Source organism: Rhizobium sp. NLR10b, from assembly GCF_019685435.1.
Taxonomy (GTDB): domain Bacteria; phylum Pseudomonadota; class Alphaproteobacteria; order Rhizobiales; family Rhizobiaceae; genus Rhizobium.
In genome coordinates this window covers 1-16,226 of the sequence record NZ_JABDWV010000031.1, presented here as the reverse complement: position 1 = coordinate 16,226, position 16,226 = coordinate 1, and the positions used below count along the sequence as shown (strand labels likewise).

At 56.4% G+C, this 16,226-nt stretch carries 16 protein-coding genes; 9 read left to right on the top strand and 7 right to left on the bottom strand.

Annotation, left to right across the window (positions count from 1 at the left end; all coding sequences use genetic code 11):
- Nucleotides 1-3,301: toxin TcdB middle/N-terminal domain-containing protein (locus tag HJB91_RS29730; protein WP_311044452.1), on the bottom strand; the 3,301-nt coding region annotated here is incomplete at its 3' end.
- Nucleotides 3,302-3,575: 274 nt separating this feature from the next.
- On the opposite strand from HJB91_RS29730, the gene HJB91_RS29725 reads away from it, so the two are divergent.
- The 9 genes from HJB91_RS29725 to HJB91_RS29685 are packed head-to-tail and all read left to right on the top strand — an operon-like array spanning nucleotide 3,576 to nucleotide 10,897.
- Nucleotides 3,576-4,583: a PilN domain-containing protein gene (locus HJB91_RS29725; protein WP_221156826.1), complete on the top strand. Its 1,008-nt coding sequence runs from the start codon at nucleotides 3,576-3,578 to the stop codon at nucleotides 4,581-4,583.
- The gene (gspM, locus tag HJB91_RS29720; protein ID WP_221156824.1) at nucleotides 4,580-5,194 is read left to right on the top strand and encodes a type II secretion system protein GspM; all 615 of its coding nucleotides are present in this window, start codon (nucleotides 4,580-4,582) and stop codon (nucleotides 5,192-5,194) included. The genes HJB91_RS29725 and gspM overlap by 4 nt, the downstream gene beginning before the upstream one ends.
- Nucleotides 5,191-5,727 (top strand): hypothetical protein, encoded by a 537-nt coding sequence (locus HJB91_RS29715; RefSeq protein ID WP_221156822.1) that lies wholly within the window; start codon nucleotides 5,191-5,193, stop codon nucleotides 5,725-5,727. The genes gspM and HJB91_RS29715 overlap by 4 nt, the downstream gene beginning before the upstream one ends.
- Nucleotides 5,711-6,595 (top strand): hypothetical protein, encoded by an 885-nt coding sequence (locus tag HJB91_RS29710; RefSeq protein ID WP_221156820.1) that lies wholly within the window; start codon nucleotides 5,711-5,713, stop codon nucleotides 6,593-6,595. The genes HJB91_RS29715 and HJB91_RS29710 overlap by 17 nt, the downstream gene beginning before the upstream one ends.
- A gap of 2 nt (nucleotides 6,596-6,597) precedes the next feature.
- Nucleotides 6,598-8,211, top strand: a complete 1,614-nt coding sequence (locus HJB91_RS29705; RefSeq protein WP_221156818.1) for a GspE/PulE family protein — start codon at nucleotides 6,598-6,600, stop codon at nucleotides 8,209-8,211.
- Nucleotides 8,212-8,216: 5 nt separating this feature from the next.
- A complete protein-coding gene (locus HJB91_RS29700) occupies nucleotides 8,217-9,425 on the top strand; it encodes a type II secretion system F family protein (protein WP_221156816.1) in 1,209 nt (402 codons plus the stop codon).
- On the top strand, nucleotides 9,422-9,895 hold the full coding sequence (locus HJB91_RS29695; protein WP_221156828.1) for a GspH/FimT family pseudopilin: 474 nt from the start codon (nucleotides 9,422-9,424) through the stop codon (nucleotides 9,893-9,895). Before HJB91_RS29700 ends, HJB91_RS29695 begins: the two co-directional genes overlap by 4 nt.
- Nucleotides 9,888-10,277: a type II secretion system protein gene (locus tag HJB91_RS29690; protein ID WP_221156814.1), complete on the top strand. Its 390-nt coding sequence runs from the start codon at nucleotides 9,888-9,890 to the stop codon at nucleotides 10,275-10,277. The genes HJB91_RS29695 and HJB91_RS29690 overlap by 8 nt, the downstream gene beginning before the upstream one ends.
- The gene (locus tag HJB91_RS29685) at nucleotides 10,274-10,897 is read left to right on the top strand and encodes a prepilin-type N-terminal cleavage/methylation domain-containing protein (RefSeq protein WP_221156812.1); all 624 of its coding nucleotides are present in this window, start codon (nucleotides 10,274-10,276) and stop codon (nucleotides 10,895-10,897) included. Before HJB91_RS29690 ends, HJB91_RS29685 begins: the two co-directional genes overlap by 4 nt.
- 9 nt (nucleotides 10,898-10,906) lie before the next feature.
- Here the strand turns inward: HJB91_RS29685 and gspG are convergent, their stop codons facing one another.
- From gspG to HJB91_RS29655, 6 genes are all read right to left on the bottom strand, one after another.
- Nucleotides 10,907-11,362: a type II secretion system major pseudopilin GspG gene (gene gspG / locus HJB91_RS29680; RefSeq protein ID WP_210628089.1), complete on the bottom strand. Its 456-nt coding sequence runs from the start codon at nucleotides 11,360-11,362 to the stop codon at nucleotides 10,907-10,909.
- Entirely contained in the window at nucleotides 11,362-11,832 is a 471-nt protein-coding gene (locus HJB91_RS29675) for an A24 family peptidase (RefSeq protein ID WP_221156809.1), read from the bottom strand. Before HJB91_RS29675 ends, gspG begins: the two co-directional genes overlap by 1 nt.
- The gene (gene gspD, locus HJB91_RS29670) at nucleotides 11,832-13,973 is read right to left on the bottom strand and encodes a type II secretion system secretin GspD (protein WP_221156807.1); all 2,142 of its coding nucleotides are present in this window, start codon (nucleotides 13,971-13,973) and stop codon (nucleotides 11,832-11,834) included. The genes HJB91_RS29675 and gspD overlap by 1 nt, the downstream gene beginning before the upstream one ends.
- 397 nt (nucleotides 13,974-14,370) lie before the next feature.
- Nucleotides 14,371-14,805 carry a hypothetical protein gene (locus HJB91_RS29665; RefSeq protein WP_221156805.1) on the bottom strand — a complete coding sequence of 145 codons (435 nt, stop codon included), beginning with the start codon at nucleotides 14,803-14,805 and terminating at the stop codon, nucleotides 14,371-14,373.
- 2 nt (nucleotides 14,806-14,807) lie between these two features.
- On the bottom strand, nucleotides 14,808-15,203 hold the full coding sequence (locus HJB91_RS29660; protein WP_221156803.1) for a hypothetical protein: 396 nt from the start codon (nucleotides 15,201-15,203) through the stop codon (nucleotides 14,808-14,810).
- On the bottom strand, nucleotides 15,151-16,226 hold a 1,076-nt coding region (locus HJB91_RS29655), incomplete at its 5' end, for an RHS repeat-associated core domain-containing protein (protein WP_221156801.1). The genes HJB91_RS29655 and HJB91_RS29660, both read right to left, overlap by 53 nt.

Genomic DNA, 16,226 nt, shown 5'->3' with positions numbered 1-16,226 from the left:
GCTCCGCCACCGGATAAAGGTGGTAGGTGGCGTCGTAGTCCCATTCGCTGCGGTTGCCAAGCGCATCGGTCTCGGCAATCCGGTTGCCGTAGGCATCATAAGCGTAGCTGGTCGGCGACACCCGCGGTGTGCTGCCGATGCTCATATAGGCGAGCTTCTGCGTCAGGTTGCCCTTGACCGGCGGCGTCGCAACCGCCGTCGCGCCGTCATAGAGATATTCCTCTTTGCTGCCGATCGGCGACGCGGCATCGACACCGAGACGAACCGTCTTCGAAGTCGGTAGCGAGACGATGTAAGCGGAGGTGTTTGGCGCATAGGTGAAGGTCGTCGTCTTCTCGTCGCCGGTGGTGTTGACATTCTCCGTGCCTGCGGCATCCACCGTGCGGCCGCGATCCTTGATCTCGGTTACATTGCCATAGGCGTCGAAACTGCGCTCCGTCCGCAGGTAGGCCGTCGTGCCCCCCTCCGTCAGCTTCGTTGTCGTCGCAATGTTTCTGGCCTTGTAGGGCTTGGAGGCGATACTGGCGTCATAGGTTTCGGTGATCGTCTTGGATGCCGTGTTCGCTGCGTTGCGCAAAACCGTGGTGTCCGGCAATCCGTAACTTGCCAGATCCTGACGGTAGGTCTTCACAACGATCGGAGCGGCGGTATCTCCAGCTAGGATTGGTTTGGTCGTGCTGACGGTGCGATAACCCAGGAACTTCCGGGCGGCCGGATTGTAGAGACCCCCGGAATAAGAATAGCTGGTGGCGGCGGAGTTTCCGCGTCCGTCATTGACGGTCACCCTCGTCACCGGATGCATGACGAGGGGCATATAGCTGTTCGAAAAGCTCGTCGATGGAGCATAATCGGCCGCAATCGTCCCCCCCGTTTCCAAGGTGACTTTCCGCAGCAGATTGGGATTGCCCGAACCGGCATTGGAAATGACAGTGTCCGTCTGCGAGGCGACGAAGTCTGGAAGGCCATCGCCGTTGAAATCGCCCGACAGACCGGAACCGCGCTGCAGGAAAGGCGACACAACCAAGCTATTGCCAGAGCTGCCAAACCACAGGCCGTAGGCTTTGAGGTCCTTGAAGGGATCGGTATTTCTACGATCCTTAGCCGCGACGACATCCACCCTACCGTCATTATCCATATCGCGCAGGATCGGCGTGCCATCAAGTGTCAAGCCGCTTGCAACCTGGATGAAGCTATAGCCAGTCCCGAGCCAGACCGTTGCCACGTAGCTCCCCGATCCGGACGGCGTCGCTTTGACAACGTCCGTCGCGCCGTCACCGTTCATGTCCGCAAGGGCGCAATACGCCGAGGCGGAACTGCAATCGATGCCCATATCCTGGGAATTAAACGTGCTGCCGCCGGCATATTTGTACGCGCTAAGGTTCTGGCCTCTGACGTAACCCTGGCGACCGTAGCCTAAAAAGTCAGCGACTCCGCGGATGTCGTTGCCGACATTGAACAACTGATCGATTCCGTCGCTATCCCAGTCCACTGAGACATTCTTGACAGAATTTGTGCTGTCGTAATTCGTGGGAATTGCACCACAGACAGTAGTGTTGGCATCGGGGCAAAGCGAAGCCGACACATTCAGCGAGGAGTCCGTTGCAATAATACCGCTAACACGCGTCTTATCGATGATGCTGCATCTGTTCGTGACGTTGTAGGTGAATGCGAGGTCCTTAGTCAATTTGCCAGACACAAACCGACCGTCGAAATAGTTCGGCACCAGCATTCCCTCGTAACAAGAATTCGTTGGTACGGCGACGGTCGACGTGCCGGCGACAGAACCAGGGCCAGTAAATTTCGTCACCGTGAATTTGAGGGGGTCCGCCACATAGGTACGCAAAGTCGAATCATAGTGATAGGCGAGAAAGGATCCATAAAACTCGTCTCTGCCATCGAAATTCAGATCGCCTGTTTGTCGGGAAAGGAAATAGGAGAGCTGCTTTGCAGCATCCCCAGACGTCGGCGCCGGGAACTGGTTGTTCAACCGCGTGTAGCTGTAGTTGATGTTGTCGTAGACCATCGACCGTATGGTCTTATGCGTGCCACTAACGATATTGTGGGACGAATCAATGACTGCATCTCGTCCATATTGGTCGACCCGGATGAGACGAGACAGATTGGAAAATGGGGCCTGGTCGTATGTCAGGGTATAGCCGCCGGTTACGCCCCCCTCAACCGTGTTACTGTAGTACACGGATTTGAGCCGGTAAGTCGTCCAAGTCAGGCTGTATCCATTCGCCATCGGCAGAAAATCTGGACGACGCTCATAGCCGAAGACGATTTGTGCTTGGCTGTCATAATCGATCGTTGCCGGATAGCACATCGGAAGGTCCGGGCAGGAATAGGTGTATCTCACCTGATGTCCATTCGGATCGGCGACGGAGGTAAGAAGATAACGCCCGAAGTTTTTGGGACGGTTGGCGTCAACATCTTTCGGCAGGTCTACTCCTGCGATCGCCGCCACCGACATGAATTTAGAAACAACTCCATTCCTGTCGGTCACTGTCCATGAATTGGTAGGATTGTCGTAAACAATGCGTAGGAACGACTCATTCTCGGTCGTAAAGTTGGCTCCGGCCGGGCACCACGACGCAGCGGTGCAAAATATCAGGTTTTCGCCATTGAGCATGAAGATGTTTTCTGAAGACCCCGACTGGACCCCAGCACCGGGGCGCTCGATAACGCTAAATCCATCTACCCCCCAGTCGTACCCAAGCCAGCCTTGATACAAACCGCCAAAGCGAGACTTGCGCGCAGAATCGTAATGAAGCGCCAGTTTTGGAGCGATGTCATGATAAGGTGGCAGGTCGAGGCTGATGAGCTGCGTAAAAGACCCATTGCTGGAGATTTGAGGAACCGAAGCTTTCTCCGGCGCATTGACCGCGGGTGAATCCGGTTCAACCGCTGCGGCCGTCGCCGCAAGCGTGGTCGCGCCTGCAGGCTGCGCCGTATCAGACTCAGGCGACGAGGCCGCGTCTTTGGCCTGCCCGTCAACGGTCAGCGTCTCGCCGTCGGCCGGCGCTGAGCCGGCCTTGCCGAGCGTGGTTCGGTCTACCGCCTTGTCCGGTCGCGAAGAAGCGGCCGCAGGCTCGGAAGTAATATCGGACATCGCCGGAGCGTCTGTGGCTGTCCCGCCGAGGCCGGCCGCGCTTCCATTGCCAAGGCCGCTGCCATTGGTTTTGCCGGTCTCGCCCGCAATCGCCGTTCCGGCAATGGCAGAGTTTATTCCCGGCGCAACAAACAACGCAAAGAGAACAGCTGCAGCAGAAGCCGCAACACCCGAACGAAACTGACGCATGAATCCCCCAGATGAATCAAAACGTGCTGAAATTTACACCCTCTAAAGTCGAAAACACTTGGCAGCGCAAGTAGCACCTACGTCGGAATGCAAATAAATGCAACTAACGCCAGTGTAGGAAGCATCTGAGATCAGATCCAGTGTTCGGCATTCACTTCTACGACGCTCCGAAAGCCTGTGGATAGCGTGCCGCAACGCGCTCGAATCCTGCAACGCGTGGTAGTTCGCATTATTGTATTGATTACAAAACTAGTGATTCGGTCCTCATAAATTCATGCAACCGATTGTCGATAGCGCGCTCGATTTCCGGGACTGGTGGTACGCCGAGATTCGGCGCATGTTATTTCTGCGACCTCAAAGCAGGCACTACCCCACCGTCGAAATAGGACGACCGGGAGTTTCCGTTATCTGGCCTGATCGCTCGCGAGCAGATGTGGTATCTCTTGCCGAGATCGAAACAATTCTCGGACGTCGCAGAACCTGCTCGCTGGTGCTGGCCGAGGATCGCTATATTCGCCGCGCGATTACGAGATCCCAGCTTCCCTATTCCAGGGCCAGGGACATAGCGGCCGCCGACTTGACCGCGGCAACTCCATTTCGTCACGACGACGTTTACCTTATGCCGATCACAGGCAACGCCTCCGAAGGCACGACCTACGCCATTGTAAAGAAACCCTTGCTCGATCCGGTCGTTTCCGCTCTCACCGCCGCCAAAATAAAGATCGGAGGCATCTCGCTCGCCGTCTCAGATGGCTCGGCCATTCATCTCACGCAAAGAGCAGTCAGCGAGCTTTTGCCGAAAGCTGCTCTTTCCCTGTCCCATTCGACACGAACGGCAATAACCCTATCTCTGCTGCTTTTGGCGGCCGGCCTGACGCTTGCGCACGCGGTCCTTCGATACGAGGGCGCACTATCGGATCTTGAAAGTGAGATCGCCGCAAAGCGAGAGCAGGCAAGCGCAGTGCGGGCATCTTTAAATGAGCGCGCGAAAGCCGTCGCCGCTTTGGACACCGCGCGGCGGCGCAAAGATGAGTCCGTTCCCGTCATCCAAATATGGGAAGAGATGAGCCGTCAATTGCCGGATACGGCATGGCTTTCCGACATGTCGATCGACGAGGAAACAGTGACCATGTCGGGCTTTTCCCAGTCGGCGGCGAGCTTGATCGGGCCGCTGGAAGAGTCTCAGCTCTTTAGCGAGCCCAGTTTTACGTCACCGGTTGTGCGCGAGGCTGGCGGAACAGACGAGCATTTTGAGATGCGCCTGAAGGTCGAGCGGAAATGACGGACCTGCTGATCGGACTGATGAACGCACCGCAGCGGGTGCAGCAGATGGTTGCCTTTGGATTGCTCGCCTTTGGCACGTTGTGCGCCATCTGGATTTCAGTGCTTACAGGAGACCAGCTGCGCGGCCTGGCGAGCGACATTGACGCGAAGCGATTTGAACTCGGCAAGCTGAACGCAATATTATCGCGAGGACCTAGGGGCGAGGCGTCCACGGCCATTTCCGCCGACGTTGCCGCTGCCCTCTACCTCCAGGGCGATACAATGCCCGTGACACGTGCGCGACTTCAGGAGCGCATCAACGCGATCGCAGGAGAAGCCGGGGCGGTCGTTATTTCCATTAGTGTCCTTTCAGAATCTTCACCCGACGGCGTGCCGTTAATTGGGGTCACAGCTGATATCCAGGGAAGCTTATCGTCCGTTCATAAGGCCATGGTCGGCATCGAGACGTCGAGACCTCCGCTTGTCATTCGAAAAGCTACCATTCGGGCAACCAACCCTATCCAACAGGGACAGCTTCAGGCGCCGCTTCAGCTCTCAACAAGTATGGAAATCTACGGGTCGGTCAATCCGGCAACGAGCGGCCGGCAAAGAGCGGCAGAAGCCAAATGAGATTTCGAGTCCCTGACACGAGTTTTCTGACGACGTTGAGCGCCGCTGCTGCACTCAGCACGCTTTGCCTTGTCAATTTCGCACTGTATGAAATGCCGGTCGATATTTCTCCGCCTGACGCCTCCGAAGAAAGGACAATTCGTCCTTCGGCCACGCCAGCGTTGGAGACCAAGGCGACAGTAGACTTGTCCACTTCACCTGAGACCTTGTCCAGGCCAGTATTCAGTCCAACACGCCGGGAATTCCTCCCCGTTGTTGTCCCTATAACACCTCCGCCCGAGCCGGTTGTCGCTGCGCCAGCGGTGCAGCTTCCCGCCTTTCGCCTTGAAGGCATTCGAAAAATTGGCCCTGACCTATCGGCGCTATTGGCGGTCAACACAGATGCCCCATCGCAATGGCTGCCAATCGGCGGCACGATCGAGGGGTGGACCATCGACCGTATCGACATTGACAGCGTCGTCTTGCGCGCCGGAGATCAGCAGGCGGTCGTCAACCTCTATCCCGCTGAAGGCCTCGATGTCCGACAAAACTAAGAGGCGAGCAGACGACTGCGCTGATGAGGATGGTTTTGCGCTCCTCGCGGTGCTTGCCTTTCTGTTGTTATTCGCTGCGCTACTGATCCCGTTTTCATCCGCTGCCCGTCTCGCCGCTCTGACCTCCCATCACAGTTTCGAGCGGAGCCGGCTTGCCTATGCGGCGGAGGCGATCAATGCCTATACCGCAATGAAGCTTGAAACCGATGGCGCCTGGGCCGCAACCATTGCCGGAGAAGCGAGTGGAAGGTCATGCGCCTCCGGCGACGCGATCGTGACGCTTCGCATTCTCGATCATGCCGGTCTCATTGATCTTAATGTCGCTGGATTAGCCACCATAGAAGCCGGCTTGGCGGCCTTAGGCTTGACCGCCCCACAAGTTACGGATGTCGCCAGCGCAGTTATTCTATTTCGCTCTCGGCAATCTTCCAATTCGCCGATCCCGGCCAAGTCGGAGCCGGAATACGGCTTCAAGCACGCGCCCTTCGAAGATGTGGTTGAACTCCTCGATTTTCCGGAAATGCGGCGGTTCAGCCCGGAACAGATCAGCGAAATATTCACCGTCGATAGCCACAGCGCCGCTGTCAGCCGCGAATTCGCATCTGCCTCCCTCCGCTCTCATCTGACTGATGTTAGCGGTGAAATTCGACACCGGCTGCAGCTTTCGGGCACCTATACGCTGGCGACAAAAATCAACAGCCAAGGCGAATGGGCAACGGATGCCAGAATCGTGGTGACCGGTGACGGTCGACAAACCAACCGCCGTGTGTGGGCGTTGCCGCTTTCGTCGATTTCACGGCGCGGTCTTTCGGATTGTGGGCTCCTCTTAGGACCTGATGCGGCCTCTTGGCTCAAGGAGGCATTGTAACAATGCAGGTGATGGAACGTTCTGAGAAATTTCTCGCTCATCTCGTCAATAGCGGGTTGGTCACTCCGGAAGCCATTCAGCGAATAAGATCTGCAAGGCGGCAGACCGGCCAGCCATTGGACGTGGTTATTCGGGAACTGGGCGTACTTGCCGAACTTACGATTGCATCAGAGATCGCGAGCTCCCTCGATCTCGAGGTCATCGAGGATGGCCTCCCCGGAAACGGCCTTGAATGGCTCGAAAGGCTGGGCTGGGATTTCGCAACCGAGAAGGCGATCGTTCCCCTGGAGAAGGCCGATGACTATCTTCGCCTAGCTGTCGCCGACCCATTTGATCATCAAACAACCGAGGCAGTCTCTTACCTCTTCGATCTGCCATTGCGAATTGGTGTGGCGCCGAGAAGCACCATCGAAGAGCATATTGGCCGTCTTCGACGAGAGTCGAACGCCCCGCTCGATGAGTCGCTTGTAGAGGAAGGGGCCCTCGATGTCGATCTCGAGCGACTCCTTGATGTGGCGCGCGATGCCCCTGTTGTTAAATTTGTCTCGAAGATTGTCCAAAGAGCAATCGACGATAAAGCGACAGACATTCATCTGGAGCCGCAGGCAGAGACGCTCCGTATCCGGCTTCGCCGCGACGGTATCCTGCTCGAAACGGATAATGCGCCCAAATCGCTTCATACGGGCGTGATAAGCCGTTTGAAAATTCTCGCGCGGCTTAACATAGCCGAACGTCGTCTGCCGCAGGATGGCAGATTGCGTTTGGCCGTCAGAGGCCAGGAGGTCGACTTCCGTCTTTCCGTCGTGCCTTCGGTGCATGGGGAAACGGCAGCACTTCGCGTTCTCGATCGCGAGAACATCAAACTCGATCTGGCATCACTAGGCTATGATCCGGCCGCGGCGAGCAAGCTCGACAATCTGACGAGGCGCTCGAATGGCCTCATTCTGGTGACTGGCCCGACCGGATCCGGTAAGACAACAACCCTCTATTCGATCCTGTCGGGGCTCAATCGGTCGAGCGTGAAGATTTTCACCGTCGAAGATCCTGTCGAATATCGCATTGCCGGCATCACGCAATTGCAGATCGATCCAGGGATCGGCCTTTCGTTTGCCACTGCGCTCCGTTCTGTGCTGCGGCAGGATCCCGATATCGTTCTGGTCGGGGAGATTCGCGATCGCGAAACCGCCGAGATCGCAATTCAGGCGGCACTCACTGGTCGACTCGTTCTTTCGACCTTGCATACGAACAGCGCGATCGGTGCGTTCAATCGGCTTCGCGATATGGGAGTCGAACCGTTTTTGCTGGCAGCAACAATCAGAGGCGTGATCGGCCAGCGGCTTCTGCGGCAATGCTGCGAAGTTTGTCGAGACCTCGCGTTCAAAGCCGACTGCATCGCTTGCGAAGGGACCGGCTTCAAGGGACGCAGGGCTACCTATGAGATCCTGGAGGTTTCCGAGCGGTTCAAGGAAGAGATGCGCGCGACCAGCGCCGAAGAAGATCTCGAAGCTGTGGCCATTGAGAACGGCATGGTTCCACTTCGCCAACACGGGCAAAAGCTGGTGGAAAGAGGCCTGACAACGATGGATGAAGTCTTGCGTGTCATCGATGCGGATTAGTCGCCATGCCTAAGTTTGGATACAGCATTTTTTCTGGTGACGGCCGAAAACGGTCTGGCACGGTCGAAGCCACAGATATCGCCGATGCTCGCCGGAAGCTTCGCTCACCGGGCGTGACGATTTCCGACGTTCGGCCCTATGGCGATCGAGGTTTGCAGTCATATCTGCGTCTTCCCAAGTTCGAGCCGAGTTTTGACCAAGCCCGGTTCTTCGGCAATTTGGCAGTCTTGGTGGCGGCCGGGCTAACGTTAGACCAGTCCCTGCGTTCGCTGAGCGCTTCCGCTACCCACCAAAACGAGCGCGAGCGTCTCGACGCTATGCTGGAGCAGATATCTGCCGGGGCGGCGGCCTCATCAGCATTCGCTTCGCTCGACGATCTGCCGGATGACATTCTGTCGCTGATCGCAAGTGGGGAGAAAACGGCCCGGCTGGGGCATGTTCTCTCGGTCATCGCTTCCGACCTGGAACGCCGGAAGAATCAACGCAAGCAGTTGATGGATGCGCTGCTCTATCCGGCCTTTCTGCTCGTCATGATGATCATAGCGCTCGGCGTCGTCACATTCGTGCTTGTGCCGGCTCTTGAACCAATCTTCCAGAGCTCGGAGCGAGAGACCCCCTTGCTGATCGCCGTCTTGTCGGCAGTTGGAAAGTTCATTGAAAATCCAGCCTTCCCGCCTGTCGCTGTGTCGGTTCTGACCCTTACCGGAATTCTTTTTGCATGGCGGGCCCAAGAGCTCTCCCGATTGATGATGGCTGTCGCGCTCAAGATGCCGATTTTCGGGCCACTCATTATCAAGATGGCGCTTGCCCGCTACCTGCAGACCCTAGCGCTGCTACTCGAAAATGCTGTTGCCATGCCCGAGGCTCTGGCTCTGGCTGCCGATGCGTGCACGATTTCCATTTGCAGAACGAAGTTGTCACCGATCCGCGAAGCGGTGATATCAGGGCGGCGCCTTGCCGAGGCCTTAGCGGAGACAAAACTATTCCCGCCGAGCGTCGTGTCGCTGACCGCAGTCGGAGACGAGGTGAACAAGCTCCCTGCCGTACTCGCCAACGGATCGAATATCCTGCGATCTGGGGCCCAGAGGACCCTCGATAGTCTTCTCTCGCTCATCACTCCAGCGATAACGATCCTGCTGGGACTGCTCGTCGGCGGACTGGTCATCTCTGTCATGACGGCGCTTCTCAGCGTCAACGAGCTGAGCACGCAATGAGCGCAAGAAGCTCCGCCCATCGCCATGCCGGGAGTGCTGGTTTTACGCTCATGGAAATGCTTGTGGTTTTGGCGATATTAGGGATGGTTCTCGCCGTCGCACTACCGCAATTTCATCGTGCGGGTTCGTCTACAACAGCAACCGTCGCGTCTTCAATCGTTCGAGGCGCGCGCTTAGCGCGATTGGTCGCCATCAAGCGGGGGTCAGATACCACTCTATCGATCGATACGGCCACACGCACCGTGCATTTTGATATCAAACATGAAGATATCGTTATTCCGGCTTCTATGTCGATGGTCGCGACGGTTGGCCGCAATGCCGCGACCACTGCCTCCAAGGGGAGCATTCAGTTTCTTGCTGATGGAAGCTCGTCGGGTGGCGAGATCCGGCTTCGTACCGATAAGGAGAAGGAGATCAGGGTCAAGATCAGTTGGCTAACGGGCTCCGCCACAATGGTGTCCGATGATTAATCCGCCACTGCAGAACGATGCAGGCTTTACTCTATTGGAGATGATCGTAGCCTTTGTCATCCTATCGATTTCGATGGCTATCGCATCTCAGACTTTGGCAATTGCTGTTAGGAGTTACCGAACCGCGACTGAACGAAATGAAATGTTGGAGTTAGTGCAGACATTGCGGGCGGAAGAAATTCCCAAACTGACAAGCGCCAGCGCACGGCAGAAAGAAGGAAAAATGGGTCTGTTGCGTTGGAGAATTCGCATGGTCTCGCCGCGCGAACGAGACGCGACAAGCAGTTCGAATTCATTTGCCATCATCTCTGTCGGACCAAAAGCCGGCGCGTTTCGTCAGACCTTCCTGGTTACGTCATTGGTGCAAGGTCAACAGCCATGACGCTGTCCGTAAACTCAAGGAAGGACGAAGAAGGGTTCACTCTTGTCGAAATGCTGGTGACGCTTGCGCTGCTTGCCGCGCTGAGTGCCGTCATGATCGGGGCAATCACTCAGTTTCGCCCGCTAAGAAGGTTGACTGAAGGCGCTGATGGCCAAACGGAAATGATCGCCGCAATCGAATTTCTTCAGCAAACGATCGCCGATGCACGCAGCGTTTATCTTCTTACGGGCACCAGTGAAAAACGGCTTGCATTCGAAGGAACTTCTCATTCGTTGCATTTTCCGACCGTGCTGAGAGTGGGGACGGATCAGCTTGCTCTTCGGGACGTCCTCATCGAGCTCCAGGAAAATGGCGGAAGCGTCTCAATCGTGCTGCGTGATGCTCCACGCCGCTTGGGAAGAGCGATGCCCGCGCCGGTATCCTTTTCCATCATCGAGGATATCGTTGACGCCCATTTTGAATTCATGGATGCGCCGCAGCCCCCCGAAGGCCAAACCGCTCCGACGTGGTTGAACCAATGGAATCGTCCGGAAAAGATGCCTTATGCTGTCAAGATAACCTTGGAGGCAAACCGCGGCACGGCGCCGATTTCCGCCGCAAGAATAGCCTTCTTGCGGTGAGCCATTAAGCTATTCGCTCCGAATATCTGCGTCCTGCCCCTGCCCCCCAGCCTTGCGGTCGCGCCCAAGGGAGATTACCTCGTAAGGCCGGTCCTCCGCCGGGCTCTTATACTGATAAGCCGTGCCCCAGGCATCCAGGATGACACCGGACTTCCTAAGGTAGGGGCCGTTCCAGACACTGCCGTCGGATGGCGTCTGCGTGAGTGCGGTTAGCCCCTCCTCGGTAGAGGGGTAACGGCCGACATCGATGTAGTAGAGCTCTATCGCGTTTTCGATGTTCTTGATCTGAGCTTTTGTGGTCTCGACTTTTGCTGAACCCAGGTACTTCAACACCTGTGGCGCCACGAGAGCGGCAATCAGGCCGATGATGGCGAGTACGACCAATAGTTCAACGAGTGTAAAGCCTTCAATCGCCTGATTGCGATCCGCTGACTGCTCATTACTGTTCGGAATGTATTTGGTCATTATCCAATCGCCTGACTGTAAAAGGTGTTGAAATTCCATGTGACGAACAACGCGAGCGCCAGAAACGGGCCGAAGGGAACCCGAAGCAATGTGATGTCAGGTGTTCGCTTGGCGATGACGCAGAAATAAAGCAGTGCAAGAGCGGATGCGATGAACAGGAAGGCGGGAAAGCTCCACGGATCCAGCCAAACCGCTGCGGCACCTGCGAACTTGACGTCCCCGAGGCCAAGACCGACGACGCCTCTGAAACGCCAATAGACGTACCTCAGGGTCCAGAACATCAGAAAGACAAATGCGCCGAACAGGAGCGCGAGGGCCAATGCCTCAAGCCCGGTCAAGAGTTTGAAGGCCGCGCCGACAACGAGAACGATCGCATTCAACCGGTTCGGAATCACCAGACGGTGAAAGTCGACATAGCTGACCGCAAGCATGCAGACAGCGAGGATCACAGCGAAGGGAACGAGCAACATCAATAGGCCAGCCGCTTGAGATCCTGTTGAACGGCATTTTTTCCTCCGCGTCTTTTTTGAATGTCCGACCGGAAGTCCAGTTGTCTGCGAAACTCGTCGGTCACATCGCGGGCTTCGCTCACGTCGCGAACGATGCGTGGTTTGATGAAAATCAGGAGCTCGGTTTTCTTGATCGAATCCGTCTTGTTCTTGAAGGCATTGCCGAGGAGCGGAATATCGCCGAGAAGCGGCACTTGGCTGCGGTCCACGCTGTTTTTCTGTTGGATCAGACCGCCCAGAGCCAAACTTTCGTTGTCGTTCACAACCACCCGCGTCGAGACTTTGCGCTGTTGAATGGTTGGCGAGTCAATGCCTGATGAAGTCGTCTTCACGACGTCGCTGACCTCTTGCTCGATGTCGAGCATGACTCGCCCGGAACTATTCACCCGCGGAATCACCGACAGAATAATGCCTGTATCCTTCAACTGGATTGAATTGATGACCGGCGAATCTCCGTTCACGCTTGCGGCCTGCTGCGTCACGATCGGAACCTGGTCACCAACCTGCAATGTCGCCTTTTGATTGTTCAACGCCATCAGCGTTGGCGCCGAAACGACGTTGACGTCTGTGATGCTGGAGAGAGCGTTCAGCGTCACGCGGATGTCGTTGGTCGCATAGCTCCAGCCGAAGCCGGGAAATGCCATGCGAGTGCCTCCACTTGCAAGATCTGAAAATGCGACGCCGAAATTGCCGTTTTCGAAAAACCAGCGAAGACCGAACTTCAGTTCGTTGTTCAACGTCACCTCAGCGATAACGGCCTCGAGAAGAACCTGGGTCGGGACGACATCCAGCTGCCGCAAGAGCTGTTGAATATGCTCATATTCCCGAGCGGTCGTGGAAATCAGCAAGGCGTTGTTTTCGACATCGGCAACAATCGAGGTTTTCACCTTGGCCGGTTCCGCACTGTAGCCTTCGAGCGGGCTCGGCGCAGCTGTTTCAGTCGCCTCTGCCGTTTGGGCCTGGTCATCCGCCGTTGAAAGGCTCGCCTGCTCGAGATTGGGGGCAACTGCGTTTGCGGACTGGCCGGCCGCGTCTGAAGACGACTGTCCGTTGACGACAGCCTGCAATACCTTGGCAAGCTCTTTTGCGGGCCGGTTCTGGATGTCATAAACGAAGAGCTGCTCTTCGTTGGTGCTTGCAAGCCGATCGAGCTTCTGAATCCAGCTTGAAGCGCGCTGCAGGTACGCCGGGCGCGAGGTGATCACCAATACCGAGTTCAGGCGCTCGTTGGGAATGAAGCGAATGATCTTGCCGCCGCCGCTGTCGTTGGCAAAGATCGTGTCGAGCTCTTTGGCGACGGCAGATGGCTGTGACGCTTTCAAGGGATGAAGAGCGACCGACATGCCTTCCATCCAATCGACGTCGAATACGCTGATTGCCTCGCGCATGGCGGAAAGATCATTGTTCGTACCGGCAAGCATCAGAAGGTTGCGTGTCGCATCCACCCGCAGGATCGAGCCCTGGCGGCTGATCGGCTCAAGGATACCCTTCATCTCCTCGGCGGAGACATATTTGAGCTCGACCACTTGCACCTTGATGCCAGGCCCCTTCGGCGAGACCGATGGCACGCTCACCTGTGGGGTCGAGGAAAACGCCTCAGAAGAAGGAACGACTTGATAGCTATCTTGCCGCTTCACCACGACTGCACCGTTGACGGACAAAGCGGCCTCAAAAATATCGAGGAGTGCCTCGCGAGACACAGGGCTTGTCGTCTGCAATGTCACGGTGCCGGAGACGCGTGGATCGACGATATAGTTCAGGCCGAGCGTATCTCCGAGTACGCTTTTTGCGGCCGCCGCAATAGACGCCCCGACAAGATTGAGACTGTAGCCATCTCCGCCTTTCGACAATTGCCCGACCGACACCGGAGGAGCGCCATAAGAGACGAAGGTGCCGCTCCCCTGGTGCATGGCGCCGTTGAAATTCTGATCCACCGGCGCGCCACCGATCAAGCGCGAAGAGAAGCGAGTCGTTGGCAGAGGTTTTCCGGTGGAATCGAGTTCATTCAATTTTACAGCCAGTACGTCCTCAACTGAATCCGTGGAGCTACAGGCGGCAAGCGTAAGCAAGCCGAGAACACAAACAGGCACCAAAGATTTCATGAAAGAGACTCGCGCGCTTCTATTGATGAGACACTACGCGCGGAGCAAACTGACCACATCCGACGATTCAAAAGCGGACCACAATTTCCACAATTTTTAGTCGATATTAGAAATTATGGTCTGCTTCAGGGCTAGCGCTTTTCGGAGAGTCCGAAATCGGAATGCCTCGATTGTCTTACGGTCCTGTCCCAGCTGGAAAATGAAGTGAAAATCCCAGCAAAAGACTGGTCCTAGTTTGAGTCCCTAGTTGCGAGTCACTTTCACCCTTTCACCTGAGCCTATACGAAGCCTAAACCAGGACCGACCACGCGGAGATCATTTCCATTGGTCGCAGGCAATGAGCCCCCGGGTTCTGATCGATGAGAGTTGGTATAACTCAAGATTGATAGCCGCGAGCTCAAATTGCATGATCAACAAATGGCTCGACCAAAGCGTTCTCAGTGCCGAATTTTCGGAGCACTTGGAGCGCGCGTTCCGAAACAACGAGCCGCCCGTCAGATGCCGTTCCGAAGTCGTCGTGAGCTGCTTTGCCGACCGGCTTCAACCAAGCAAACGGAGGAATTTCGCGGGCGGGGTATAGCTCTCTAAAGGTTTCGCTCGTCGTGACATGAACTTCGGCGAAACTTGCCCCTGTGATAGCCGCCGATATGAGTCCTTGCCTTGCTTGTTCGGTCACTATAAAGGCGGGGAAGCTTTCCAGGATTGCGTCTCCTAGCCAACCCTCCATCTCGTAATGGAGTTCACTGATGATCGGTGGATGTACGCTTCGGTCCATGATCGTACCATCTCCGAGTCTGCCAGAAACTTCGGGCTCCATGTAGAAGTAGCGCATTATCATCTCACCGGAGGATTGAACTGAGCACCATATTTACTATCGATCTCGGTCGCCTTGTTGAGCAACTGCTGCTGTGTCGGGTTGGCATTTTCACGATAGAACTGATTCCATTCACGCCGAATTTGGCTGAGGTGCAAATCTGAGTTTGTGGTTTTCGGGATACCACGAAGATTCTCGAGCGAATGTATCTCAGCTTCACTAATGACACCAGGATAGCGCTTCATGGCCTGTTGCTCAACGGCGTGATGAACGACAACCTTGCCTTCGAGCGTTGGGTTCGCGGCGAAAAAGGTTGAGCGATAATCATTGGAGGTTGCTACCCCAAAGCGCGCTCGCACACTTTCAGCAGCACCACTTGGCCCGCCTTTGACGGACCCCGATGCTATGAGGCCCAACCGCCCCACCTGCGCCCGAAATCGTCGCAAATACGTTCACGGCTTCGCCGGCAGGTAGGCCGCTCACGTCACCCTTTGCCCAGCGCCTCTCCATTGCGTCCTGAACCAACTCGGTATTCACAAAGTCAATGGTCGAATTGAGCTGCTGCCGGGTGATATCCCCATGGTCAAAGCTTTGGAAGGCATCGTTTTTTGTCGACTCTGCCCAAGCCGGCATGTTGTGAGGATTATCTCCATCTTCAATAAAGTGCCCGTTCGGATCGGACTTATTGACGGGATCATTTTCGGAGTAGCTGTAGCGGTTGGTCCCGACGCCCTCCTTGGTCGGGTCCCAGTCATCCGGCGAGATGAACCGCCCGAACGCCGGATCGTAGTATCTGGCATTGAGATACATCAGCCCGGTTTCGGGATCGAAGCGTTCGCCGATATAGCTCTTCTTGGTCTGGAAGCTGGTGTTGGTGGCTTCGCCATAGGCGGCATAGCCGGTCTGCTCGACCCTGTAGCCGCTTTCGTTGGTCACCTGCCGCACCGAGGCGAGATGATCGCGGTGCAGGAAGAACTTGTCCTGCTCGGTGCTGCCTGATGTGACGACGATCTTGGCGTCTGGATGCGGATAAAGGGTGTAGATGTCGGTGCCGGGCGTCGAGCGGTCGATCTCGACATTGGCGTCGGGATAGAGCGTCGTGCCGAAGCCCCAGCTCTTCTTCACCCGAGCGCCGTCCGGTCCGTAGGCGAAGCTCACCGTGGCGCCGTTCTGGGTGACGCTCGACAGCCGGTTGGCGCCGTCCCAGCTCAGCGTGCGGCTACCATCCGAGACCATGTTGCCGTTGGCGTCATAGTCGATGGTCTTCGTCCCGATCTGCGTTTCCGCATGCGGGCGGATCGCTGATGCCGCGGGATAGACATAGCTGCCGATCCGCGTGCGGGAGAGAAGATTGTGATTGGTGTCGTAGCTGTAGGTCTCGTCGAGGGTGTTGTCGCCGGCGTTGTCGGCGCCGGTCAGACGAGAGAGATCGTCATAGC